This is a genomic window from Pseudomonas sp. LAMO17WK12:I10 (genome assembly GCF_900215185.1).
GTDB classification, from domain to species: domain Bacteria; phylum Pseudomonadota; class Gammaproteobacteria; order Pseudomonadales; family Pseudomonadaceae; genus Aquipseudomonas; species Aquipseudomonas chlororaphis.
In genome coordinates this window covers 1-26659 of the sequence record NZ_OBDX01000041.1, presented here as the reverse complement: position 1 = coordinate 26659, position 26659 = coordinate 1, and the positions used below count along the sequence as shown (strand labels likewise).

The following is a 26659-nucleotide window of genomic DNA, read 5'->3' as shown; positions in this document are numbered from 1 at the left end:
CACAGGCTCCAGCTTCAACATCCCGATGAGGCTTGAGCGTAGCCAAACCCGACGTCTGCGCCTAGCGGCTTATTCCACCTCCAGCAGAATCTGGCGGTTTTTCACCTGATCGCCGAGGTTGACCTGCAGCCGCTTGATCACGCCATCGATCCCGGCCTTCAGCGGATGCTCCATTTTCATCGCCTCCAGCACCAGCAGCAGTTGCCCCTTGCTGACGGTCGCGCCCTCGCTGACCAATACGTCGACTATGGCGCCGTCCATGGGCGCCTTGAGCATGCCGCTGTGGATGCCGGCCTGGCTGGCGACCGGCGCGTGGCTCAGGTCTTGAAGGTGCAGGCTGCCAGGACGGGTGAACAGCCAGAGCTGCCCGGCTTCCAGGGTGTAGGCGTAGCGGCGGCGGATACCGTCGATGGTCGCGCAGGCCCAGCGACCATCCGCTTCCAGCAGCTGTACCTCGAAGCCTTGGTCGGCGTGTTGAATCTGCAGCGTCCCGGCCTGGTTATTCAGTTCAAGGTTCCATACGGCTTCACCCGAGCCCAGGCGATAGTGCAGCGGCACACTGGCGTTGTTGCGCCAGCCGGCCAGCGCCGCGCCGTGACGCTGGGCCGCGTGCTGATAAAACAGTGCCGCGGCCAGGGCCAGTTCGGCGCCGCTTGGCGGTTGCGGGCGCAGGCTTGGATCGTCGGCGAAATGTTCGGCGATAAAGGCGGTGCTGAATTCGCCGCTGGCAAAACCGGGGTGGCGAAGCAGGTTCGCCAGCAGTTTCTGGTTGCTCGCCACGCCGGTCAGCACCGTGTCCTCGACCGCGCGCAGCAGCTTGCGGCGCGCTTCTTCGCGGGTGGTGCCGTGGGCGATGAGCTTGCCCAGCATCGGGTCATAGAACGGGCTGATGCTCTGGCCTTCCAGCAGGCCGTGATCGATACGCACATCGGCACCCAGCGCCGGTTCCCAGCGCCGTACCTGCCCGGTTTGCGGCAGGAAATCCTGCGCCGGGTCCTCGGCATACAGCCGCACTTCGATGGCATGGCCCTTGAGTTCGACCTGCTCCTGGCGCAGTGGCAGCGGTTGACCGGCCGCCACCTGCAGCTGCAGGGCCACCAGGTCCAGGCCGGTGATCATTTCGGTGACCGGGTGTTCGACCTGCAGGCGGGTGTTCATTTCCAGAAAGTAGAACCGGCCCCGCGCATCGAGGAGAAATTCCACGGTGCCGGCGCCGACATAATTCACCGCCCGGCCGGCCTTGAGGGCGGCCTCGCCCATGGCCTGGCGCAGCTCGGCGGTCATCACCGGGCAGGGCGCTTCCTCGACGACTTTCTGATGACGGCGCTGGATCGAGCAATCGCGCTCGCCGAGGTAAATCAATTGGCCGTGGCGGTCGCCGAACACCTGGATTTCCACATGCCGCGGTTCGATCAGCGCCTGCTCCAGAATCAGCTCGTCGCTGCCGAAGGCGTGCAGCGCCTCGGAGCGCGCGGTACGCACCTGGGCCAGCAGCTCATCGGCTCGCTGCACCAGGCGCATGCCGCGTCCGCCGCCACCGGCGCTGGCCTTGATCATCAGCGGGTAGCCGATGCGTTCGGCTTCGCGTTGCAGGGTCGCATCGTCCTGTTCCGCGCCCTGATAACCGGCGATGCAGGGGACGCCCGCCGCGAGCATCGCCAGCTTGGACAGGCGCTTGCTGCCCATCAGTTCGATGGCCTCGGCACTGGGGCCGATAAAGGTGATGCCGGCTGCCTCGCAGGCGCTGGCGAACTCGGCGTTCTCCGACAGAAAGCCGTAGCCGGGATGCAGCGCGTCGGCGCCCGTGCGCCGCGCCGCGTCGAGGATCGCCTGGCTGTTCAGGTAGGACTGCTGGACCGCCGCTGGGCCGATGCGCACCGCTTCGTCGGCCATCCGCACATGTAGCGCATCGGCGTCGGCATCGCTGAACACCGCCACGGTGCGATAACCCAAGGCTTGGGCGGTGCGCTGGATGCGGCAGGCGATTTCACCGCGATTGGCGATCAGGATTTTGCTGAAGGCGGGCATGAGGTGGTTTCCTGAGATCGGTGGTGTTGGCTCGCGATGGGGCTCATGAGGCCCACGCCGGTTTGCGTTTCTGCACGAAGGCCATGGTTCCCTCGATGCCTTCGGCCCCGGTGACGGCGGCGCCGAACTGTTCCGCCGCGCGATCGAGCAGCGGCGCCAGCGGTTCTTCAGCGCTGGCCAGCAACAGGGCCTTGGTCGCGGCGTTGGCCTCGGGCGCGCAGCACAGCACATGGGCCAGCACCTCATCGAGGCGTTCGGCCAGGGCCTCTGGGCCGTCTTCGACAAAATGCACCAGGCCCAGCCGCTCGGCTTCGTTGCCATCAAAGCGCGCGGCGGTCAGGGCCAGCCGACGGGCCTGGGTCAGGCCGATGCGCTTGACCACAAACGGCGCGATCTGCGCCGGCAGCAGGCCGAGGCTGGTTTCCGGCATGCCGAACTGCGCCTGATGATCGGCGATGGCGATATCGCTGACACAGGCCAGGCCGAAGCCGCCACCCAACACCGCGCCCTGCAGCAGCACGATCAGCACCTGCGGGGTGTGCTGGGCTTCTTCGAGCAGTGTGCCGAACGCCCGGTTCAGTTCCTGATAGGCGCTGGCGCCCTGGGCACGGGCACTGGCCATGTCTTTCAGGTCGCCGCCGGCGCAGAAATGCCCGCCGGCGCCCCTCAGGACCAGGGCGCGAATGCCGCGGTCATCGCGTACCGCCGCCAGCACCGCGCGCAGTTCGGCGACCATGTGCAGGCTCATGGCGTTACGGCTGTCCGGGCGATCGAGGGTGATGTGCAGGACGCCGCCACGGGGCGCCAGCAGCAGGGTTTCGCAGGCGGGCAGGCGGCTCATTTTCTTTTCCCCGGCAGGATGCCCATGAGTTTGCAGATGATGCCCAGCATGATTTCGTCGGCGCCGCCGCCGATCGAAACCAGGCGCACGTCGCGGTAGGCGCGGGCCACCGGGTTGTCCCACATGAAGCCCATGCCGCCCCAGTATTGCAGGCAACTGTCGCTGACTTCGCGGCCCAGGCGCCCGGCCTTGAGCTTGGCCATGGACGCCAGGCGGGTGACGTCCTGGCCGCGCACGTATTGCTCGGTGGCCTGGTACACCAGGGCTCGCAGGCATTCGATTTCGGTGGACAGCTCAGCCAGGCGGAAGTGGATCACCTGATTGTCGATCAGCGCGCTGCCGAAGGTCTTGCGCTCCTTGCAGTACTCGATGGTGCTGTCGACGCAGTACTCCAGGCCCTTGATCATGTTGGCCGCGCCGAACAGCCGCTCTTCCTGGAATTGCAGCATCTGCATCATGAAACCCGCGCCTTCGTGGCCGATGCGATAGTGCTGGGGCACGCGCACGTTGTCGAAAAACACCTGGGCGGTTTCCGAGCTGCGCATGCCGAGCTTGTCCAGGTGCGGGCTGAGGCTGATGCCGGGGCTGTTCATCGGCACCATGATCAGCGACTTGTTGACGTGGGGCTTGTCGTCCGAGGTGTTGGCCAGCAGGCAGATGAAGTCGGCGCTGGGAGAGTTGGTGATCCACATCTTGCTGCCGTTGATCACATAGTCGTCGCCGTCCTTGCGCGCGGTGGTCTTGAGTCCGGCCACGTCGGAACCGGCACCGACTTCGGAGACACCGATGCAGCCGACCATTTCCCCGCTGATGGCCGGGCGCAGGAACTCCTCGCGCAACTCGTCGGAGCCGAAGCGCGCCAGGGCCGGGGTGCACATGTCGGTCTGCACGCCGATGGACATCGGGATGCCGCCGCAATGGATGGTGCCGAATTCTTCGGCGGCGACGATCGAGTAGCTGTAGTCCAGGCCCATGCCACCGAACTTCTCCGGCTTGGAGATACCCAGCAGGCCCAGTTCGCCGGCCTTGCGGAAAATCTCGTGGATAGGAAAGCGCCCGGCCTTTTCCCATTCCTCGACATGCGGGTTGATCTCGCGCTCGACAAAATTGCGCACCGTGCGCCGCAGTTCTTCATGTTCCTGGGTGAAGATCATTTTTATTGTTCTCCTCAAGTTGAGTGACGCAATCCCTGAACCTTGTTACCCCTGTAGCCGCTGCCGCAGGCCGAAAACACCGTCGTTGCGGAACTGCTCGCTGTCCCTGTAGCCGCTGCCGCAGGCTGCGATCGGCCCCGCAGGGGACGTGCCCTTGAGGCCCTCGAAGACCCTTCGGGCCTTATCGCAGCCTGCGGCAGCGGCTACAGGTCAGAACCGTGCGACGCCGAAGCTGTTGGGCTGCAATGGGCGAACCTGCGCCTCGTGGCAGATATCCAGCAGATAACCCAGCAGGGTGCGGGTGTCCCGCGGGTCGATCAGCCCGTCGTCCCACAGGTTGGCGCTGCCGTACAAGGCCGTGGACTGGCTGTCGAGTTTCTGCGCCGTGACCTGTTCCAGCATATCCAGCATTTGCGGATCGGCCGCCTGGCCCTGCTTGGCGTGCTTGGCCTCGGTGACGATGCGCAGCACCTTGCCGGCCTGGGCACCGCCCATCACCGCGGTGCGGCTGTTGGGCCAGGCGAAGATGAAGCGCGGGTCCAGGCCGCGACCGCACATGGCGTAATTGCCGGCGCCGTAGGAGCCGCCGACCACGATGGTCAGCTTCGGCACCCGGGCATTGGCCACCGCCTGGATCAGCTTGGAGCCGTGCTTGATCACGCCTTGCTGCTCCGACTCGGTGCCGACCATGAAACCGGTGGTGTTGTGGAAAAACAGCAGCGGGGTGCCGCTCTGGTCGCACAACTGAATGAACTGCGCGGCCTTGCTCGCGCCTTTCGGGGTGATCGGCCCGTTATTGCCGATAAAACCGCAAGGGCGTCCCTGGATCTGCAAATGGCCGCAGAGGGTCTGCTGGTCGAACTCGCCCTTGAACTCGAGGAAGTTCGAGCCGTCGGCGATGCGCGCGATGATTTCCCGGGCGTCGTAAGGCTTTTTCGGGTCGTCGGGAATCAGCCCCAGCAGCTCGTCGATCGGGTACAGCGGCTCCGCATAAGGCCGGGGTGGCTGCAGCGGCAGCCGGGCATTCCACGGCAGGGCTGCGAGGATTTCCCGCACAATGCGCACGCCGTCGCCGTCGTTTTCCGCCAGGTATTCGGCGGTGCCGGCCACCTGCGCATGCATCTCGGCGCCGCCCAGTTCTTCATCGGTGGCCACCTCGCCGGTGGCGGCCTTGAGCAATGGCGGGCCGGCGAGAAACAGCTTGGCCTTGCCGCGCACCACCACCACGTAATCCGACAGCCCCGGCTGGTAGGCCCCGCCGGCGGTGGCCGAGCCGTGGACCACGGTGATCTGCGGCAGGCCCATGGCCGACATGCGCGCCTGGTTGGCGAAACTGCGCGCGCCTTCGACGAAAATCTCCGCCGCGTAATTGAGATTGGCGCCGCCGCTTTCGGCCAGGGTCACCACCGGCAGTTTGTTTTCCATGGCGATCTGCTGCAGGCGCAGGGATTTTTTCAGGCCGCTGGGGGAGATGGTGCCGCCCTTGATCGCACTGTTATTGGCCACCACCAGCACCCGCACGCCACTGACGTAGCCGATGCCGGCGATCAACCCGCCCCCGGCCTGGCTGCCGTCCTTGTCGTCGTGCAGCTTGTAGCCGGCCAGGCTCGCCAGTTCGAGAAAAGGCGCGCCGGGGTCGAGCAGCAGATTGAGGCGTTCGCGGGGCAGCAGTTGCCCGCGCTTTTCGAATTTCGCCTTGGCCTCGGCGGCCTTGGCCAGCAGGTTCTGTTCCAGCTGGCGGATCTGCGCGATGCCGGCCAGCATCGCTTCGCGGTTCTGCTGGAACTGCGGGCCGTGGGGATCGAGCTGGGACTGTATGACTGGCATGGCTTATTTCCCGTCCTTGAGTGGCTTGTCCTTGAGCACATCTGGCAGGTAGGCGCGGTGGAAGCCGTTATAGGACTCGCTGTGGGACGCCTTGTGCAGCGGCCAGGCGCGGCTGCCGAGGCTGGCGGCGCCGTCGATGCGCAAGGTGCTGCCGCTGATGAAGGCCGCCGCCGGGCTGAGTAGGAAGACGATGGCGGCGCTGACTTCCGACTCGGTGCCGATGCGCTTGAGCGGCACGTGTTCGCGCAGGGTCGGGATCACCGCCTTGAACGCGCCTTCGTAGGTGTCCATGCCGCTGGAGGCGATCCAGCCCGGCGCCACAGCGTTGACCCGCACCCCGGCATGGCCCCATTCGAACGCGGCGGTCTTGGTGAAATTGTCCATTCCCGAACGCGCGGCGCCGGAATGGCCCATGCCGGGCATGCCGCCCCACATGTCGGCGAGCATGTTGACGATGCTGCCGCCGTGCTTGCTCATGGACTGGTTGAAGACTTCCCGGGCCATGAGAAAACCGCCCACCAGGTTGGTGCGCAGCACGGTTTCAAACCCCTTCTGGTTGATCGAGGCCAGGGGCGAGGGGTACTGCCCGCCGGCGTTGTTGACCAGGCCATGCAGCGGCCCGTGGTCACGGATCAGTTCGCTGACCAGGGCCTTGACCGCGTCCTCGTCGCGGATATCGCAGGCATGCCCGCTGGCCTGGCCGCCGTCTTCGGCGATCTCCGCGGCCACCTTGTGCAGCTTGTCCGCCTTGCGCCCCACCAGCAGCACACGGGCGCCAAGGGCCGCCAGTTCATGGGCGGTGCAGCGCCCGATGCCGCTGCCGCCACCGGTGACGACAATGGTTTGGCCGGCGAACAGGTCGGGTTTGAAAATCGAGTCGTAAGTCACGGCAGGCATCCTCTAATTGACGGCGTCAGCGATGCTCTGCGGCACCGGGATCTGGATTTCCAGCAACTGCTGGGCGAAGGCCTTGCCTTGCGGGTCGATGCGCAGGCTGGCGACACCGCCGCCACCGAGGGCGTTCTCCAGCAGGAAATTCAGGCTGTGGGTGCCCGGCAGGTACCAGCGCTGGACCCGGCCATGCACCGGGTCCAGCACATGGCTCATCCAGTCCACCACGACGGCGGGTGTCAGGGCCTCGGCGATCCACGGCAAGTATTCGGGCGCGCGGGCCATGACCCCGATATTGCTGTGGTTGCCCTTGTCGCCGGAGCGCGCCACCGCCAGCTTGACCAGCGCCACGCTGGCATCGGCGCGGCCCACGGGGCTGGCCACGGCATGGGGCGCGGGCAGGGCGCTGGCGTCGAGGCTGTCGAGCTCGGGCAGCTCGACCCGGTGGTGCTGGCCGGCCATTTCGACTGCCAGGGTGCAGGCGCTCTTGTCGATCAGGAACGAGAACAGGCGGATCAGCGGATAGACCGTGGGCCGGCCGCCGACGATGCCGGTCAGGCCCGGGGCCATGCCGGTGGCGGCCTGGGCGATCTCCCGGGAAAACAGTGCCAGCGCGCGTTTGTCCGGATGGCGCACGGCGAGCTTGATCACCACTTCGCGGCTGTCCTGGCGCTGGCCGTGGGGGCCATAGGTGGCTTCGCTGCCGAGCAGTTCGATGTTGACTTCGCTGTAGGGCGCCCAGCCGCGTTGGCCGAACATTTGCGTGGTCTTGTCGATGATCGCCTGGCTGACCCGGCGCGCCTTGGCCACCGCGTCGATACCGGCGATCAGGCAACTGGCGGTGCAGCGGAAACCGTCCGGGTAAGTGGCGCTGACCTTGTACTGGCCGGTCGGCGGCAGGCCCTTGGCGCCATGCACGCTGACCGCATTCTTGCCCTGTTGGCGCAGCTTGACCTGGGTGAAGTCGCAGACGACGTCCGGCAGCAGATAGGCCCGTGGGTCGCCGATCTCATAGAGCAGTTGTTCGCCGACAGTCAGCGGCGAGACCAGGCCACCGGAACCTTCGGGCTTGCTGACCACGAACTGGCCATCGGCGCTGACTTCGACGATGGGAAAGCCGATGTGTTCGTAGTCCGGCACGTCGCGCCAGTCGGTGAAGTTGCCACCGGTGCACTGCGCGCCGCATTCGATGATGTGCCCGGCGAGGGCGGCCTGGGCCAGTTTGTCGTAGTCGTGCCAGGACCAGCCGAATTCATGCACCAGCGCCGCGCTGACCACCGCGCTGTCGACCCCGCGGCCGGTGATGACGATGTCGGCGCCCAGTTTCAGGGCTTCGACTATCCCGGGGGCGCCGAGGTAGGCGTTGGTGGACACGCACATCGGCGGCAGCGGCGCACCGCTGAACATTTCATGAATGCCGCTGCCGCTCAGTTGCTTGAAGCGGGGTTGCAGGTCGTCGCCCAGCAGCACGGCGACTTTCAGGGCCACGCCGGCCTGGTCGCAGGCCGCTTGCAGGGCCGCGGCGCAGGCTTGCGGGTTGATCCCGCCGGCGTTGCTGATGACCCGGATCTCCTGCCGGGCGATCTCGCCCAGCAGCGGACTCAAGACCTCGACGAAATCCGTGGCGTAGCCGGCAGTAGGGTCCTTCATCCGGGCTGCGGCCATGATCGACAGAGTGATCTCGGCCAGGTAGTCGAACACCAGGTAATCCAGGCGGCCGCCCTGCACCAGTTGCGCGGCGGCGCTCGAGGTGTCGCCCCAGAAGGCGCTGGCACAACCGATGCGGAGGGTCTTGGTCATGGCTGGGGCTCTCGATAAAAGACTCGATAAAAAGACGCGATGACAGAACTGGATCGAGACTACCAAGCAAGCGCTTGGTTTGTAAATGTCGGAAATATCTTATTCCCAAGCGCTTGCTTGGTCGTCCCCGCGGGCTTAAATTGCGCGCGCAAGCTCCCTGTTTCAGGGGGCTGCGCCGCATAACGATCGAGCGAATGTAGGAGAGAGGCCGTGGACGAGCAAAAAGCCTTGCTGGTGATGCGCCAGCTGGTCGCCAACGGGCAACTGACCGATCCGGACAGCGCCCGCGGCAAGCTGCTGCAAACCGCGGCTCACCTGTTTCGCAACAAAGGCTACGAGCGCACCACGGTGCGCGACCTGGCCGGCGCGGTGGGCATCCAGTCCGGCAGCATCTTTCATCACTTCAAGAGCAAGGACGACATCCTGCGCGCGGTGATGGAGGAAACCATCCACTACAACACCGCCCTGATGCGCGCCGAACTGGCCGAAGCCGACAGCGTGCGCGAGCGGGTGCTGGCGCTGATCCGCTGCGAGCTGCAATCGATCATGGGCGGCAGCGGCGAGGCCATGGCGGTGCTGGTCTACGAATGGCGCTCGTTGTCGGCCCAGGGCCAGGCCGACGTCCTGGCGCTGCGCGACATTTATGAACGGATCTGGTTGCAGGTGCTGGGCGAGGCCAAGGAGGCCGGCTTTATCAAGGGCGATGTGTTCATTACCCGGCGTTTTCTCACCGGGGCGCTGTCCTGGACCACCACCTGGTTCCGCGCCGAGGGCAGCATGACCCTGGAGCAACTGGCCGAGGAAGCGCTGACCCTGGTGCTCAAGGAGCCGTAGGCCTCCTGCAAGTAATTAATTATTCAGTGGAAAGTTGTCGAAGCCAGGGAAACCGCCTAGCTTTAATGGCATTGCCCTGTTTCTTTATCTTGAGGTGAGTTGCCTTGATGTCTTCGCCAATGCGGACGGCTTTGCGAGTGCTGGTGTGGGGTCTGGCCACCCTGACGGTTTTTCCGGCCTGCGCTGCGCAGTTGGTACGCGTGGGGGCGGCGCATTTTCCCCCTTATACCGTGCGTCCCGAGCAGGGCGCCGACACCGGGCTGCTGCCGCAACTGGTGGAGGCCTTGAACGCGCTGCAGAGCGACTACCAATTCGTACTGGTGCCGACCTCGATTCCCCGGCGTTTTCGCGATTTTGAGCAAGGCCGCGTCGACATGGCGATTTTCGAGAATCCGGCCTGGGGCTGGCAGAACATTCCCCACACCAGCGTCGACATGGGCCTGGAAGATGCCGAAATCTTCACCGCCCAGCGCGAGCCCGGCCGCGGCCAGGAATATTTCGCCGACCTCAAGGGCAAGCGCCTGGCCCTGTTCAGCGGTTACCACTACGCGTTCGCCAACTTCAATGCCGACCCCAAGTACCTGGCCGACACCTACAACGCGACCCTGACCTATTCCCACGACAGCAACCTGCTGATGGTGCTGCGCGGTCGTGCCGACATTGCGCTGGTGACCCGTTCCTACCTCAGTGATTTCCTTTCGCACAATACCGACACGGCGCAGCAATTGTTCGCCTCCGAGCGGATCGATCAGGTCTACCACCACTACGCGCTGATTCGCCCCATGGCGCCGATCAGCGGCGAAAACTTCGCCAAGTTGCTGGGGCGCCTGCGCGACAGCGGTGAATTGCTGAAAATCTTCGATCCCTACCGCATCGTGGTCATGCCACCGGCCAAATGAAGCCGCCCCCAAGGCGGCCTGCCTAAATTTCCCTGTGCGGCTCACGTCACTTGGTTGAACACTGATGACGCTGAGTCCGTGCCATGTCCTCTCTCGATACGCTGTCCGCTGTGAGCGTTGCCGATCCCTGCCGTTGCGCCGCCGATCCCGCTGGCCTGCAACCGCTGCGCCTGGCCGGTATTGAAACCAGCGGTGCCGGTCGCGGGCCTGGCACGCCACTGCCACCGGCGGGCAGCGAGGTGCTGCAAGCCTTGCGTGGGCAAGAAAGATGGCGTGACGAGTGGATGGCCGGCTGGTTATCGACCCTGGTGCATTCGTTATGCCTCGACCACGGGCCGCGCGAATGGCTGGCCGAGGACGCTGGCCAGAGGCTCGAGCAGCAGGAACGTTGCCTGCATTGTGGGAGAGCCTTCGATTTTTCCCACAAGCGCGCCGCCCTGCTGATTCTGGCGCAGGGGCGGGGTGTCGGACGGCATCAGGCAGTCGAGAAGATCTGGCGGGAGCGTTCCTGTTCGCGGTAGCGCCGTGGCTGACGGTGGCTATCGCGATCAGGTGCGGGAATAGCGTGCGGCGCGGATCAGTGACGGGCGTAGGTGTCGGCGCGGTTGCCCGAGACTTTGCGGCAATGCACCAGCGCATCGCGAATCATGAAATTCACCAGCGTCGGCGAGACCCCGAGTTCCTTGGCGATGTCCTTTTGCGGCACGCCATGCAGGCGATACATCTCGAACGCATAGCGGGTGCGGCTGGGCAGCTCTGTCAGCGCGTCGGCAATGTGTTCCAGGGTCGAGAAATTGATGTGTGAGGTTTCCGGCGACGCTCCCTGCACGACCACATTCAGACCCTCTTCTTCAGTGCCCGAATACTTCTGCTCCAGCGCCTGCTTGCGATAGTGGTCGATCGCCAGGTTGCGCACGATCTGGAACAGATAGCTCAACTGCGCCTTGAACGACGAGGTGATCTGCGGCGCCGATTGCAGCCGGAAGAACGCGTCTTGCACCACGTCTTCGGCACGGGAACGACAGCCGGTAATACGCGCCGCGATCTTGACCAGGATCAGGCGGTTGTCGACGAAGGCCTGGAGTAGCGGTGAATCGCACCTGCTTGTGGATACTTGTTCCGTCATGGAAATCACCTTGCTGCAAAAGGGTTAGTAGGACGACAGAAATTTCAGATTCGTCTTACACATCGAGCGACAAATTATGTTGAATGATAATGATTGTCAATTGAGAAAGAGAATTAATGAGCATCTTTGGTGCAGCGCGAGAACTGCGGCTCGTTGTCGCACTTTGTGAAGGGGTTCGAGGGCAGAGTGCGGACTAATTATTTCAAGACGCCATCCGTTCTCATTGGAGAAAGGTTCCGGGTGGAACATCCCGCCACAGCGCTCTCCAGATGTCCCATTCCGAGGGCAGGAGCCTTTATTTTTCAAAGGTTTATGTAACGGCCGCGGCTTTTTCCCGCGGCTCTACGTGCAAGCACAATCCGCGCAGGAAACCCCATGATGGACGCGTTCGAACTCCCCAGCACTCTGGCTCAAGCCCTTCAACGCCGGGCGGCTCAGACCCCCGATCAAGTGGCCTTGCGCTTCCTTGCCGAAGAGCAGGATCAGAGCGTGGTCCTCAGTTATCGCGACCTGGATTTGCGTGCCCGGACCATCGCCGCGGCGCTGCAGGCCAATGCCGGCTTGGGCGATCGCGCGGTGCTGCTGTTCCCCAGCGGCCCGGACTATGTCGCGGCGTTTTTCGGCTGCCTGTATGCCGGGGTTATCGCCGTGCCGGCCTATCCGCCGGAGTCGAGCCGACGTCATCACCAGGAACGGCTGATCTCGATCATCGCCGACGCCGAGCCGCGGCTGCTGCTGACCAGCAGCGGCCTGCGCGACTCCCTGGCGCAGATGGACGAACTGCAAGGCGTCGACGCGCCGCAACTGCTCTGCGTGGATAGCCTGGCGGCGAGCCTGGCCGAAGGCTGGACCGCCACCGAACTGCGCGGCGACGACATCGCCTTCCTGCAATACACCTCGGGTTCCACCGCCTTGCCCAAGGGCGTGCAGGTCAGCCACGGTAACCTGGTGGCCAACGAACTGCTGATCCGCCGCGGCTTCGGCATCGATCTCAACCCCGACGACGTGATCGTCAGCTGGCTGCCGCTGTACCACGACATGGGCCTGATCGGCGGCCTGCTGCAACCGATCTTCAGCGGCGTGCCCTGCGTATTGATGTCGCCGGCGTATTTCCTCGGCCGGCCGTTGCGCTGGCTGGAGGCGATCAGCGAATACGGCGGCACCATCAGCGGTGGCCCGGACTTCGCCTACCGCCTGTGCAGCGAGCGGGTCAGCGAGTCGGCCCTGGAACGCCTGGACCTCAGCCGCTGGCGCGTGGCCTATTCCGGGTCCGAGCCGATCCGCCTGGACACCCTGGAGCGCTTCGCCGAGAAGTTCGCCGCCTGCGGTTTCACCCCGAAAAACTTCTTCGCGTCTTATGGCCTGGCCGAAGCCACCCTGTTTGTCGCCGGTGGCACCCGTGGCCAGGGCATCCCGGCCCTGCGCCTGGACGAGCAGGCCCTGGCGCAGAACCGCGCCGAGCCGGGCACCGGCAACGCCATGATGAGCTGCGGCACCAGCCAGCCCGAGCACGCGGTGCTGATCGTCGAGCCGAACATCCTGGCCGAGCTGGAAGACAACCGGGTCGGCGAAGTCTGGGCCGCCGGCCCGAGCATCGCCCATGGTTACTGGCGCAACCCCGAGGCCACGGCCAAGACCTTCGTCGAGCATGCCGGCCGGACCTGGCTGCGCACCGGCGATCTGGGTTTCATGCGCGATGGCGAGCTGTTCATTACCGGCCGCTTGAAAGACATGCTGATCGTGCGTGGGCACAACCTTTATCCACAGGACATCGAGCAGACCATCGAGCGTGAAGTCGAGGTGGTGCGCAAGGGCCGGGTCGCGGCGTTCGCCGTCACCGAGCAGGGCGAGGAAGGCATCGGCATCGCCGCGGAAATCAGCCGCAGCGTGCAGAAGATCCTCACGCCGGATGCGCTGATCAAGCTGATTCGCCAGACCGTGGCCGAGGCCTGTCAGCAAGCGCCGAGCGTGGTGGTCCTGCTCAATCCCGGCGCCTTGCCCAAGACATCCAGCGGCAAGCTGCAACGTTCGGCCTGCCGCAACCGCCTGGCCGATGGCAGCCTCGACAGTTATGCCCAGTTTCCTAGTCGCCAGGCTATGGCCGGCGAGGCCAGCGGCGAAGCGACCAGCGAACTGCAAGAGCTGATCGGCCGCATCTGGCGCGAACAGCTGCAAGTCGAGCAAGTGGCGAGCGACGATCACTTCTTCCTGCTGGGCGGCAACTCCATCGCCGCGACCCAGGTCGTCGCGCGCCTGCGTGAAGCACTCGGCCTGGAGCTGAACCTGCGCCTGCTGTTCGAAGCGCCGACCCTCGGCGCGTTCGCCGCGCAGGTCGCCCAGTTGCAACAGGATGGCGGCCTGGCCCAGGGCGCGATCAATGCCTTGTCGCGTGCCGAGGCGCTGCCTCAATCCCTGGCGCAGAACCGCCTGTGGATCACCTGGCAGCTTGACCCGCACAGCAGCGCCTACAACATTCCCGGTGGTCTGCGCCTGCGTGGCGAGCTGGACGAAGACGCCCTGCGCGCCAGTTTCCAGCAACTGATCGAACGCCACGAATCCCTGCGCACGCGCTTTTTCGAGCGCGACGGCCAGGCGCTGCAACAGGTCGAAGCCGCCGGCAGATTCAACCTGCAGGTGATCGACCTCAGCGACCTGCCGCTGGCCGAGCGCGAAGCGCGGGCGCAACAGATCCGCGAGGAGGAAGCCCGTACCCGGTTCGACCTGGAACAAGGTCCGCTGCTCCGGGTGACCCTGGTGCGCCTCGACGACGAAGAGCACCAACTGCTGGTGACCCTGCACCACATCATCGCCGACGGCTGGTCGCTGAATGTGCTGATCGACGAGTTCTCGCGCCTCTATGCCGCCGCCGTGCAAGGCCAGGCGGCGAGCCTGGCGCCGTTGCCGTTGCAGTACGCCGACTACGGCAGCTGGCAGCGCCAGTGGCTGGCCCAGGGCGAAGGCGAACGGCAATTGGCCTACTGGAAGCAGCAGTTGGGCGACGAGCACCCGAGCCTGGGACTGGCCACCGATCACCCACGTTCGGCGCAACGGCAACACAGCGCCGCGCGGCACAGCCTGCGCCTGGGCGCGAGCCTGAGCGACGCCATTCGCCAGACCGCCCAGGCCCATGAATCCACGCCGTTCATGCTGTTGCTCACGGCCTTCCAGAGCCTGCTGCATCGCTACAGCGGCCAGCGCGACATCCGCATCGGCGTGCCCAACGCCAACCGTCCGCGCCTGGAAACCCAGGGCCTGATCGGCTTCTTCATCAACACCCTGGTGCTGCGCGCCGAGGTGGATGGGCGCCTGCCGTTCGTTGATCTGTTGGCGCAGACCCGCCAGGCCGCGCTGGAGGCCCAGGCCCATCAGGACCTGCCGTTCGAGCAACTGCTCGAAGCCTTCCCCCAGGCCCGCGAACAGGGTCTGTTCCAGGTCATGTTCAACCACCAGCAGCGCGACCTCGGCGCCCTGCGCCGGCTGCCCGGGCTGCTGGCCGAGGAGTTGCCGTGGCACAGCCGCGAGGCCAAGTTCGACCTGCAACTGCACAGTGAAGAAGACCGTAACGGCCGCCTGAGCCTGTCGTTCGACTACGCCAGCGAACTGTTCGAGGCCGCGACCGTCGAGCGCCTGGCCGAGCATTACGTCAGCCTGCTGCGCGAAGCCTGCGCGCGTCCGCAGACCGCCATCGCCGACCTGCCGCTGCTCAACCCCTGCGAGCAGGCGCAGCAGCAACAGTGGAGCGAAGCCCCGTGCGCGGCGGCCAGCCAATGGCTGCCCGAGCTGCTCGAGGCACAACTGCAGCAGACCCCGGAACGCACCGCACTGGTGTGGCAGGGCGGCGAGCTGAGCTTTGCCGAGCTGCATGCCCAAGCCAACCGCCTGGCCCATTACCTGCGCGACAAAGGAGTCGGCCCGGATGTCTGCGTGGCCATCGCCGCCGAGCGCTCGCCGCAGCTGTTGATCGGCCTGCTGGCGATCGTCAAGGCCGGCGGCGCCTATGTGCCGCTAGACCCAGACTACCCGGCCGAGCGCCTGGCCTACATGCTGGCCGACAGTGGCGTCGAGCTGCTGCTGACCCAGACCCACCTGCTCGAGCGCCTGCCCCAGGCCGCTGGCGTCAGCGCCATCGCCATGGACAGCCTCAAGCTCGACAGCTGGCCGAGCCATGCGCCGGGCCTGCACCTGCACGGCGACAACCTGGCCTATGTGATCTACACCTCCGGCTCCACCGGCCAGCCCAAGGGCGTGGGCAACACCCACGCGGCCCTGAGTGAACGCTTGCAGTGGATGCAGAACACTTACCGCCTGGACGCCAGCGATGTGCTGATGCAAAAGGCGCCGATCAGTTTCGACGTGTCGGTGTGGGAGTGCTTCTGGCCGCTGATCACCGGCTGCCGCCTGCTGCTGGCCGCGCCGGGCGAACACCGTGACCCGCATCGCATCGCCCAGCTGGTGCAGCAATACGGCGTGACCACGCTGCACTTCGTGCCGCCGCTGTTGCAGCTGTTCGTCGATGAGCCGTTGAGCGCCGGATGCAGCAGCCTGCGCCGGGTGTTCTCCGGTGGCGAAGCCTTGCCGGCCGAATTACGCGACCGGGTACTGGAGCAACTGCCGAACACCCAGCTGCATAACCGTTACGGCCCGACCGAAACCGCGATCAACGTTACCCACTGGCATTGCCGTAGCAGCGATGGCGAGCGTTCGCCCATTGGCCGTCCGCTGGGCAACGTGATCTGCCGGGTGCTGGACGCCGACCTCAACCCGGTGCCGGCCGGTGTGCCGGGCGAACTGTGCATTGCCGGGATCGGCCTGGCCCGCGGTTATCTCGGGCGGCCGGGGCTGAGCGCCGAACGTTTTGTCGTCGACCCGCTGAGCAGCGAGGGCGCGCGCCTGTACCGCACCGGCGACCGGGTGCGCTGGGCGGCCGATGGCGCGCTGGAATACCTCGGGCGTCTCGACCAGCAGGTCAAGCTGCGCGGCTTTCGCGTCGAGCCCCAGGAAATCGAAGCGCGCCTGCTGGCCCAGGAGGGCGTGGCCCAGGCCGCGGTACTGGTGCGCGAGACTGCGGCCGGTGCGCAGCTGATCGGTTATTACACCGCTACCTCCGATGGGGAAGAGGAAGAAGCGCAGACCGCGCGCCTGAAAACCGCCCTGGCCAGTGAGCTGCCGGAGTACATGGTGCCGGCGCAACTGATGCTTCTTTCGGCCATGCCCCTGAGCCCGAGCGGCAAGCTCGACCGCCGCGCCTTGCCGGAACCGCAATGGCAGGTGCGTGAACACGTCGAACCCGTCACCGAGTTGCAACAGCAGATCGCGGCGATCTGGCGCGAGGTGCTGGGGCAGCAGCGCATTGGCTTGCGCGATGATTTCTTTGCCCTGGGCGGCCACTCGCTGCTGGCCACGCAGATCATTTCCCGAACCCGCCAGGCCTGCGACGTCGAGTTGCCGCTGCGGGCCTTGTTCGAAGCCAGCGAGCTGGGTGACTTCGCCGAGCAGGTGCGGCTGATCCAGGAAGCCGGCCAGCGCAACCAGCAGCCGCCGATCGCCAAGGTCGACCGCAGCGCGCCTGTACCGCTGTCCTATTCCCAGCAGCGCATGTGGTTCCTCTGGCAGATGGAGCCGGACAGCCCGGCCTACAACGTCGGCGGCATGGCGCGCTTTACGGGCGTGCTGGATGTCGGGCGTTTCGAGGCGGCGCTGCAGGCGCTGATCCTGCGGCATGAAACCCTGCGCACCACGTTCCCCAGCGTCGACGGCGTGGCCCAGCAACGGGTGCACGGGGAAACCGGCGTGCGCATGGCCTGGAAGGATTTCTCCAGCCTGGATGCAGCAGCCTGCGAACAGCGCCTGCAACAGCTGGCCGACAGCGAGGCGCACCGGCCGTTCGACCTGGAAACCGGCCCGCTGCTGCGCGCCTGCCTGGTCAAGGCGGCGGAGCATGAGCACTACTTCGTGCTGACCCTGCACCACATCGTCACCGAAGGCTGGGCGATGGACATCTTCGCCCGTGAGCTGAGCGCGTTGTACGAAGCCTTTATCGATGACCGCGACTCGCCGCTGGAACCGCTGCCGGTGCAGTACCTGGATTACAGCGTCTGGCAGCGCCAGTGGCTGGAGTCCGGCGAGCGTCAGCGCCAGCTGGATTACTGGACCGCGCAACTGGGCAACGAACATCCGCTGTTGGAACTGCCGGGCGACCGGCCGCGGCCGCCGGTGCAGAGCCACCGCGGTGAGTTGTACCGCTTCGACCTGAGCGACGAACTGGCGGCACGGGTGCGGCGCTTCAACGCCGAACATGGCCTGACCCTGTTCATGACCATGACCGCGACCCTGGCCGTGCTGCTCTATCGCTACAGCGGCCAGACCGACCTGCGCATCGGCGCGCCGGTGGCCAACCGCATCCGCCCGGAAAGCGAGGGGCTGATCGGCGCTTTCCTCAACACCCAGGTGCTGCGTTGCCAGCTCGACGGGCAGATGAGCGTCTTTGATCTGTTCGAGCAGGTGCGGCATACCGTGATCGAAGGCCAGTCCCATCAGGACCTGCCGTTCGACCACCTGGTGGAAGCCCTGCAACCGCCGCGCAGCGCCGCCTATAACCCGCTGTTCCAGGTGATGTGCAATGTCCAGCGCTGGGAATTCCAGCAGAGCCGCAGCATGGCCGGCATGACCGTGGAATACCTGGCCAACGATGCGCGGGCCACCAAGTTCGACCTCAACCTGGAAGTCACCGACCTGGACCATCGCCTGGGTTGCTGCCTGACCTACAGCACCGACCTGTTCGACGAACCGCGCATCGCGCGCATGGCGGCGCACTGGCGCAACCTGCTGGAGGCCTTGATCGCGGCCTTGATCGAGAGCCCCGAGCAGCGCCTGAGCGAATTGCCGCTGCTGGACCGCGTCGAGCAACAGCAACTGCTGGACAGCCTGGGCGTCGAGCCCGGCGAACATCGCCTGGACCAGTGCATCCACCACTTGTTCAGCGAGCAGGCGCTGCTGCACCCGGACGCGCCGGCCCTGACATTCGCCGGGCAGACCCTGAGCTACGCCGAACTCGACAGCCGCGCCAACCGCCTGGCCTGGATGCTCCGTGAGCGTGGCGTCGGCCCGCAGGTGCGGGTCGGCCTGGCCCTGGAGCGCTCGCTGGAAATGGTCGTCGGCCTGCTGGCGATCCTCAAGGCCGGCGGCGCCTACGTGCCGCTGGACCCGGAATACCCGCTGGACCGCCTGCACTACATGATCGAAGACAGCGGCATCGGCCTGCTGCTCAGCGATGCGGCGATGTTCCAGGCTTTGGGTGAGTTGCCAGCCAGCGTGGCGCGCTGGTGCCTGGAAGAGGACAGCGCGCAACTGGCCAACTACCCGGCCAGCGAGCTGCCCTTTATCAGCCTGCCGCAGCACCAGGCGTACCTGATCTACACCTCGGGCTCCACCGGCAAGCCCAAGGGCGTGGTGGTGTCCCATGGCGAGATCGCCATGCACTGCCGCGCGGTGATCGAGCGCTTTGGCATGCGTGCGGACGACTGCGAGCTGCACTTCTATTCCATCAACTTCGACGCCGCCACCGAGCGCCTGCTGGTGCCGCTGCTCAGCGGCGCCCAGGTGGTGCTGCGGGCGCAAGGGCAGTGGGACGCGCAAGAGATCTGCCAGCTGATCCGTGAGCACCGCATCAACATCCTCGGCTTTACCCCGAGCTACGGCAGCCAGCTGGCGCAGTGGCTGGCGACCCAGGGCCAGACCCTGCCGGTGCGTATGTGCATCACCGGTGGCGAGGCGCTGACCGGCGAACACCTGAGCCGCATCCGCGCGGCGTTCAAGCCGAGCCTGTTCTTCAACGCCTACGGCCCGACCGAAACCGTGGTCATGCCGCTGGCCAGCCTGGCGCCGGAACAACTGGAAGAGGGCGCTGGCAGCGTACCGATCGGCACGCTGGTGGGTGAGCGAGTGGCCTACATCCTCGACGCCGATCTGGCTCTGCTGCCGCAAGGCGCCACCGGTGAGCTGTATATCGGCGGGGCCGGCCTGGCCCAGGGTTACCACCAGCGTCCGGGTATGAGCGCCGAGCGCTTCGTGGCCGACCCGTTTAGCACCACTGGCGGGCGCCTGTATCGCACCGGCGATCTGGTGCGCCAGTGCGCCAACGGCCAGGTGGAATACATCGGCCGGGTCGACCATCAGGTGAAGATTCGTGGCTTCCGTATCGAGCTGGGGGAAATCGAAAACCGCCTGCTGGAACATGACGCGGTACGCGAAGCGGTGGTGCTGGCCCTGGACATGCCGGGCGGCAAACAGCTGGCCGGCTATCTAGTCAGCGACGTTGCCGAGCAGGGCGACGAGCAACAGGCGGCCCTGCGCGAAGCGATCAAGGCGCAGCTGAAAATCCACCTGCCGGACTACATGGTGCCCACCCACCTGATCCTGCTGGCGAGCATGCCGCTGACCGCCAACGGCAAGCTCGACCGCCGCGCCTTGCCGGCGCCGGACCTGGAACTCAACCGCCAGCAGTACGTGGCGCCGAGCAACGAGCTGGAGCAAACCCTGGCCCAGGTCTGGTGCGACGTGCTGAACCTGCGGCAGGTCGGCCTGCACGACAACTTCTTTGAACTGGGCGGCGACTCGATCCTGTCGATCCAGGTGGTCAGCCGCGCCCGTCAGCTGGGCATTCATTTCAGCCCGCGGGACCTGTTCCAGCATCAGACTGTGCAGGCCCTGGCTGCGGTGGCCAGCCGCAGCGAGCGGATCGTCGCCGAGCAAGGCCTGCTCAGCGGCGAGTCGGGCCTGACGCCGATCCAGCACTGGTTCTTCGACAGCGCGATCCCCGAGCGTCAGCACTGGAACCAGGCGCTGCTGCTGGCGCCGACCCAGGTGCTCGACGGGCAGTTGCTGGAGCAAGCGTTGCACGCGGTGTTGGCCCAGCATGACGCCCTGCGCCTGCGCTTCACCCAGGTCGACGGCCAATGGCGGGCCGAGCACCAGCCGCTGTCCGAGGCGCCACTGCTGATGCAGCTGCGCGTGGCTTCCATGGAGCAATGCCCGGCGCTGTTCGCCGAGGTGCAGCGCAGCCTGGACCTGGCCAACGGACCGCTGTTGCGCGCGCTGTTGGTGGACGGTCCGGATGCGCAGCAACGCCTGTTTATCGCCATCCACCACCTGGTGGTCGACGGCGTGTCCTGGCGGGTGCTGCTGGAGGATCTGCAAAACCTCTACCGCCAGCTTGAAGCTCAGCAGACGCCGCGCCTGCCGGCGAAAACCAGCGCCTTGCGCGATTGGGCGTCACGCCTGCAGGCCTATGCCGGCAGCGAGTCGCTGCGCGAAGAGTTGAGCTGGTGGCAGGACCAACTGGCTGGCCCGGCGGCGACGCTGCCGGTGCAGCACGCCCAGGGCGGGCGGCAGAACAAGCATGCGCAAACCGTCAGCGTGAAGCTGGATGCCGAACGCACCCGGCAGCTGCTGCAACAGGTGCCGAGCGCCTACCGCACCCAGGTCAACGACCTGCTGCTGACGGCCCTGGCCCGCGTGCTGTGCCGCTGGACCGGCGAGGCTTCGTCGCTGATCCAGCTCGAAGGCCATGGCCGCGAAACCCTGTTCGACGAGATCGACCTGACCCGCACGGTCGGCTGGTTCACCAGCGCTTACCCGCTGCGCCTGACCCCGCTGGCCATCGAAGCAGCGGCCGGGCAGGGCGTCTCGATCAAGGCGATCAAGGAACAGCTGCGCGCCGTGCCGCATAAAGGCCTGGGTTATGGCGTGCTGCGCTACCTGGCCGATGCGGCGATCCAGCAGGGCATGGCGGCCTTGCCGCAGGCGCCGGTCACCTTCAACTACCTGGGCCAGTTCGACCAGAGCTTTGCCAGCGACGCGCTGTTCCGTCCGCTGGACGAGCCGGTGGGCGCCGCCCATTCGCCGGACGCGCCGCTGCCCAACGAGCTGAGCATCGACAGCCAGGTCTACGCCGGCGAGCTGGTGCTGCGCTGGACCTTCAGCGGCGAGCGTTTCTATGTGCAGAACATCGACGCGCTGGCCCAGGCCTACCTCGGCGAACTGCACAGCCTGATCGGCCATTGCCTGGAGGACGATGCCGGTGGCCTGACGCCGTCGGACTTCCCCCTGGCGCGCCTGACCCAGGCACAACTGGACGCGCTGCCGGTGCCGGCCAGCGCCATCGAGGACGTCTACCCGCTGACTCCGATGCAGGAGGGCATGCTGCTGCACACCCTGCTGGAGCCGGGCACCGGCCTGTACTACATGCAGGACCGCTACCGCATCGACAGCGAGCTGGACCCGGCGCGTTTCGCCCAGGCCTGGCAGGCCGTGGTGGCCCGTCACGAAGCCTTGCGCGCGTCCTTCTGCTGGAACGTCGGCGAAGACATGCTGCAGGTTATCCACAAGCCGGGCAGTACGCCGATCGAGTTCCTGGACTGGAGCGCTGTCGCGCAAGACGAGCAGGAACCGAAGTTGCAGGCGCTGCTGAAAAGCGAGCGCGAGGCCGGTTTCGATCTGCTCAGCCAGGCACCGTTCCACCTGCGGCTGATCCGCGTGGGGGCCGCGCGCTACTGGTTCATGATGAGCAACCACCACATCCTGATCGATGCCTGGTGCCGTTCGCTGTTGATGAACGACTTCTTCGAGATCTACACCGCCCTGGGCGAAGGTCGCGAAGCCCAGCTCAGCGTGCCGCCACGCTACCGCGACTACATCGGCTGGCTGCAACGCCAGAGCCTGGCCGAGGCGCGCCAGTGGTGGAAAAACAACCTGCAAGGCTTCGAGCGCACCACGCCGATTCCGAGCGACCGGCCGTTCCTGCGCGAACACGCCGGCGACAGCGGCGGCATGATCGTCGGTGACTGCTACACCCGTCTCGATGCCCGCGACGGCGCGCAATTGCGTGAGTTGGCGCAGCAGCATCAGCTGACCGTCAACACCTTCGCCCAGGCGGCCTGGGCCCTGGTCCTGCGACGCCTGAGCGGCGAGAGAGACGTGCTGTTCGGCGTCACCGTGGCCGGGCGTCCGGTGCAAATGCCCGAGATGCAGCGCACCGTCGGCCTGTTCATCAACAGCATCGCGCTGCGGGTGCAGCTACCGGAAGACGGCCAGCGCCTGAGCGTGCGTCAATGGCTCGGCAGCCTGCTGGAACGCAACATGGAGCTGCGCGAGTACGAATACCTGCCGCTGGTGGCGATCCAGGAAAACAGCGAGCTGCCCAAGGGCCAGCCGCTGTTCGACAGCCTGTTCGTGTTCGAGAACGCACCGGTGGAAGTCTCGGTGCTGGACCGCGCGCAAAGCCTGAACGCCACCTCGGATTCCGGCCGCACCCACACCAACTTCCCGCTGACCGCGGTGTGCTACCCGGGGGATGACCTGGGGCTGCACCTGTCCTACGACCAGCGCTACTTCGAGCAAGCGACCATCGAGCGCATGCTCGGCGAGTTCAAGCGCCTGCTGCTGGCGCTGGTGCAGGGCTTCCATGGCGACATGGCCGAGCTGCCGCTGCTGGGCGCAGCAGAGCAGGACTTCCTGCTCGCCGGCTGCAATCAGAGCGAGCATGAGTACCCGCTGCAGCGCAGCTACGTCGAACTGTTCGAGGCCCAGGTGGCGGTGCATCCGCAACGCATCGCCGCCAGTTGCCAGGACTTGCAATACAGCTATGCCGAACTGAACCAGCGCAGTAACCGCCTGGGCCACGCCCTGATCGCCAACGGCGTGGGCCTGGACCAGCCGGTGGCCTTGCTGGCCGAGCGCAGCCTGGACCTGCTGGGCATGATCATCGGCAGCTTCAAGGCCGGCGCCGGCTACCTGCCGCTGGACCCGGGCCTGCCGGGCCAGCGCCTGGGGCGGATCATCGAGCTGAGCCGCACGCCGTTGCTGGTGTGCACCGCGGCCTGCCAGGAACAGGCGCGAGCCTTGCTCGACGAATTCGCTTGCGCCAACCGACCACGTTTGCTGGTGTGGGAAGAGGTGCAAGCGGCTGATCATTCGCAGGACAACCCGGGGATCTACAGCGGCCCGGACAACCTGGCCTATGTGATCTACACCTCGGGCTCCACCGGCCTGCCCAAGGGCGTGATGGTCGAGCAGCGCGGCATGCTCAACAACCAGCTGAGCAAGGTGCCGTACCTGCAATTGAGCGAAACCGATGTGATCGCCCAGACCGCGTCGCAGAGCTTCGACATTTCGGTCTGGCAGTTCCTCGCCGCGCCGCTGTTCGGCGCGCGGGTGGACATCGTGCCGAACGCCATCGCCCATGACCCGCAAGGCTTGCTGGCCCATGTGCAGGCGCAGGGCATCAGCGTGCTGGAAAGCGTGCCGTCGCTGATCCAGGGCATGCTCGCCCAGGACTCCATCGACCTCGATGGCCTGCGCTGGATGCTGCCGACCGGCGAGGCGATGCCGCCGGAGCTGGCGCACCAATGGTTGCTGCGTTACCCGCAGATCGGCCTGGTCAACGCCTACGGTCCGGCCGAGTGTTCGGATGACGTGGCCTTCTACCGCGTCGATAGGGCTTCGACCCGTGGCAGCTACCTGCCGATCGGTACGCCGACCGACAACAACCGCCTGTACCTGATGAATGACGCGCTGGAGCTGGTACCGCTGGGCGCGGTGGGCGAGCTGTGCGTCGCCGGTACCGGGGTCGGCCGTGGTTATGTCAGCGATCCGCTGCGCACCGCGCAGGTGTTCGTGCCGCATCCGTTCGGTGCCCCGGGCGAGCGCCTGTACCGCACCGGCGACCTGGCACGGCGCCGCGCCGATGGCGTGCTGGAGTACGTCGGGCGCATCGACCATCAGGTGAAGATCCGTGGCTACCGCATCGAGCTGGGGGAAATCGAAGCCCGCCTGCACGAACAGCCGGAAGTCCGTGAAGCGGCGGTCGGGGTGCAGGAAGGGGTCAACGGCAAGCATCTGGTGGGGTACTTGGTTGCCAGCGACTCGGCGCTGAATCCGGCTGAACGCCTGGAGCGCATCAAGCAACGCCTGCGCGCCGAGCTGCCGGAATACATGGTGCCGCTGCACTGGCTGTGGCTGGAGCGCCTGCCGCTCAACGCCAACGGCAAGCTCGACCGCAAGGCCCTGCCGGCCCTGGAGATCGGCCAGCTGCACAGCCAGGACTACCTGGCACCGCGCAGCGAACTGGAGCAGACCCTGGCCGCTATCTGGGCCGAGGTGCTCAAGGTCGAGCGGGTCGGGGTCCAGGACAACTTCTTCGAGCTGGGCGGGCATTCACTGCTGGCCACGCAGATCGCCTCGCGGGTGCAGAAGACCCTACAACGCAACGTGCCGCTGCGTGCGATGTTCGAGTGCAGCACGGTGGAGGAGCTGGCGCAGTACATCGACGGCCTGGCGAGCAGTGAAATCAACGAGGAGAAGGTCGATCGCCTGAGCGACCTGATGGCGGAGCTGGAGGGGTTGTAATCCAGGGTTGTCGGCGCTGGCCCTATCGCGAGCAAGCTGAACTGGCCTGATAATCCGGGACACCCCAATCGGGCGCCATGCGCCCAACTCTGCACCTTCGCCTGGCAGGGCCTTACCATCGAGGCCCTGCTCACTTCCGGCTGGCCCGAGTGCTACCGCCACATCCACGGTTATCCGCTGCCCATCTTTGAAGCCGGCTACCGCTCCCGCTTCGAATGCGCCGACAACATCGACGCGGCAGATGTCGCTGTTCTAAAAAAACGAGGCCCTTCGGGTCGAACTATTCATCCCTCACCGTGCGAGATTAGAGTCCTTCGCAGAACTGCTCATGGGCTCGCAATGAAATTTTGAAGTATCTCCGCGACCAGGGCGATTCAGTCTTTCACTTATAGTGATTCGAGTTAATCCATCTTCCAAATTTGACTTTTGACGCTAACTTTAGTGGCTATGCTCTTACAGTGGGTTGACTGTCAAAGTCATTGCCGCGCCAGCAATAATGGCAGATCGTTATTTTGGAGTTTTTGTGGACATGGAGCTGTTTGAAGCGAGCCATTACCAAGCCCCCGAGACACCAAAACGCCATTGATGTTCTGCTTGCACGCCTCCAGTTATTTCAACGGCTATGTTTTGGAGAATTAAAATGTCCAATGAAAAGTTTGACCGCGTAACAGCGAATCTGTCTGTTGCCGATATAAGCACTGCAATCGCTACCGGTTTGCAAAGAGCGCTCGATGCTCGTGGAGAAGCGTTGCGCGATAAAATTCTTATTTATGGCGGAAGGATTGACTTCAACATTCAAGTACTCCCCCAAGGCGCGGTAGGCGAACTCAAGGAAGTTGCCAATATTGGCAAGGTCTAGGTTTTTCGGCATTTTTTCGTCAAGCCAATAGGGACAGAAGGAATGCTGGTGGAGGGAATAAAATGCCACCCAAATCGTTGGAAAAATCCCGCCGATTGATTGAGAACGGTCGAAATAAGGCGCTTCTGTGCCCAAGTGCTCAGCCGGAATGGGAAGGCGCGAAAATATTCGGGGTGGTGAATGGCACGGTGGCAGCTCCTGAAGTAGCTTACCTTTCACAAGCAATACCCATGACGAAAGAGCTGGCTGAATCAACAGTCCCTGTCAGTCCGGCAGAGGTGTTTCGCATTTCCGCACCCTGTGCGGAAATGCGATGCCAGCATTACAAGGAAGGAGGCTGCCAGCTTGTATCGCGCACCGTAGAGAAATTAAAAACGGTCACAGACAAACTTCCCCGTTGCTCGATAAGAGCCTCTTGTCGTTGGTGGAATGAACAGGGGCCAGATGCCTGTTTCCGCTGTCCGCAAGTTGTAACCAACAGTTTCTCCCAGGATGAGATGATCATTATTGCGGCAACCCCGATATAGTTCAAAGTGTGAGTCTCGTTGAAGATGAAAGAACTCTGATCAACGTGCACTTTCTGATATGAACTTTGAGTCTATTGACCACTTCTGGAGGGGAGTTATATACATCGCTCAGGCGTTCAGCAGCCTATATGGATTTCATCATCCTTTGTAGGTGCGAGTTTGCTCGCGAAAAACCTCCAGGCTGGCACGGCCCTTAGGCAGTGTACGAAAAGTAATGTCGCAAACACCGCATGGTGCAAGCCAGTGAGACCATCGCCGCAAAACTTTTCGCCAGCTTGTCGTAGCGCGTACCGATCCGTCGATTCTCTTTCAGCCAACCGAACATGCGCTCAATGATGTTGCGCTGCCGGTACTTGGGCCTATCGAACAGCCTGGGCAGGCCGGGCTTTGGCTTGCGCTTCATGGTGCGCAAGGGAATCACCGGCTGCATCCGGTAGCGGTCGCAATAGCGCCGAAGGTGTTCAGCATC

Annotated in this window: 14 protein-coding genes; 6 read left to right on the top strand and 8 right to left on the bottom strand. The window is 65.0% G+C overall.

The annotated features are described in order from the left end of the window. Positions 1–69: 69 nt before the first annotated feature. From CRO75_RS29690 to CRO75_RS29665, 6 genes are all read right to left on the bottom strand, one after another. Positions 70–2028, bottom strand: coding sequence for an acetyl/propionyl/methylcrotonyl-CoA carboxylase subunit alpha (locus CRO75_RS29690; protein WP_097140067.1), 1959 nt, complete (start codon positions 2026–2028; stop codon positions 70–72). Positions 2029–2071: 43 nt separating this feature from the next. Further along, positions 2072–2869 carry an enoyl-CoA hydratase-related protein gene (locus tag CRO75_RS29685; RefSeq protein WP_097140064.1) on the bottom strand — a complete coding sequence of 266 codons (798 nt, stop codon included), beginning with the start codon at positions 2867–2869 and terminating at the stop codon, positions 2072–2074. After that, on the bottom strand, positions 2866–4023 hold the full coding sequence (gene atuD, locus CRO75_RS29680) for a citronellyl-CoA dehydrogenase (RefSeq protein WP_097140062.1): 1158 nt from the start codon (positions 4021–4023) through the stop codon (positions 2866–2868). Before atuD ends, CRO75_RS29685 begins: the two co-directional genes overlap by 4 nt. Positions 4024–4233: 210 nt before the next feature. Continuing rightward, complete coding sequence (gene atuC / locus CRO75_RS29675) at positions 4234–5850, bottom strand: geranyl-CoA carboxylase subunit beta (RefSeq protein ID WP_097140060.1); 1617 nt, start codon at positions 5848–5850, stop codon at positions 4234–4236. Between the two features lie 3 nt (positions 5851–5853). Next, positions 5854–6738, bottom strand: a complete 885-nt coding sequence (locus CRO75_RS29670) for an SDR family oxidoreductase (RefSeq protein WP_097140058.1) — start codon at positions 6736–6738, stop codon at positions 5854–5856. A 12-nt stretch (positions 6739–6750) separates the two neighbouring features. Continuing rightward, entirely contained in the window at positions 6751–8541 is a 1791-nt protein-coding gene (locus tag CRO75_RS29665) for an acyclic terpene utilization AtuA family protein (RefSeq protein WP_097140056.1), read from the bottom strand. Positions 8542–8751: 210 nt separating this feature from the next. Here CRO75_RS29665 and CRO75_RS29660 point away from each other — a divergent pair, with 210 nt between their 5' ends. The 3 genes from CRO75_RS29660 to CRO75_RS29650 all read left to right on the top strand — a co-directional run bounded on the left by CRO75_RS29660 (position 8752) and on the right by CRO75_RS29650 (position 10795). After that, positions 8752–9375: a TetR/AcrR family transcriptional regulator gene (locus CRO75_RS29660; protein WP_097140055.1), complete on the top strand. Its 624-nt coding sequence runs from the start codon at positions 8752–8754 to the stop codon at positions 9373–9375. 107 nt (positions 9376–9482) lie between these two features. Further along, positions 9483–10274 carry a transporter substrate-binding domain-containing protein gene (locus CRO75_RS29655; RefSeq protein WP_097140053.1) on the top strand — a complete coding sequence of 264 codons (792 nt, stop codon included), beginning with the start codon at positions 9483–9485 and terminating at the stop codon, positions 10272–10274. An 83-nt stretch (positions 10275–10357) separates the two neighbouring features. Next, positions 10358–10795 carry a pyoverdine biosynthesis protein gene (locus CRO75_RS29650; protein ID WP_097140050.1) on the top strand — a complete coding sequence of 146 codons (438 nt, stop codon included), beginning with the start codon at positions 10358–10360 and terminating at the stop codon, positions 10793–10795. A gap of 56 nt (positions 10796–10851) precedes the next feature. On the opposite strand, the gene CRO75_RS29645 is transcribed toward CRO75_RS29650, so the two are convergent. Next, positions 10852–11400, bottom strand: a complete 549-nt coding sequence (locus CRO75_RS29645) for an RNA polymerase factor sigma-70 (protein WP_007922891.1) — start codon at positions 11398–11400, stop codon at positions 10852–10854. Positions 11401–11775: 375 nt separating this feature from the next. Here CRO75_RS29645 and CRO75_RS29640 point away from each other — a divergent pair, with 375 nt between their 5' ends. The 3 genes from CRO75_RS29640 to CRO75_RS29630 all read left to right on the top strand — a co-directional run bounded on the left by CRO75_RS29640 (position 11776) and on the right by CRO75_RS29630 (position 26190). Next, positions 11776–24804, top strand: a complete 13029-nt coding sequence (locus CRO75_RS29640) for a non-ribosomal peptide synthetase (RefSeq protein ID WP_097140048.1) — start codon at positions 11776–11778, stop codon at positions 24802–24804. Between the two features lie 640 nt (positions 24805–25444). Beyond that, entirely contained in the window at positions 25445–25663 is a 219-nt protein-coding gene (locus CRO75_RS29635; protein WP_097140047.1) for a hypothetical protein, read from the top strand. 62 nt (positions 25664–25725) lie between these two features. Next, positions 25726–26190 carry a hypothetical protein gene (locus CRO75_RS29630; protein WP_081502420.1) on the top strand — a complete coding sequence of 155 codons (465 nt, stop codon included), beginning with the start codon at positions 25726–25728 and terminating at the stop codon, positions 26188–26190. Between the two features lie 193 nt (positions 26191–26383). Here the strand turns inward: CRO75_RS29630 and CRO75_RS29625 are convergent. Further along, positions 26384–26659: transposase (locus CRO75_RS29625; RefSeq protein ID WP_143504246.1), on the bottom strand; the 276-nt coding region annotated here is incomplete at its 5' end.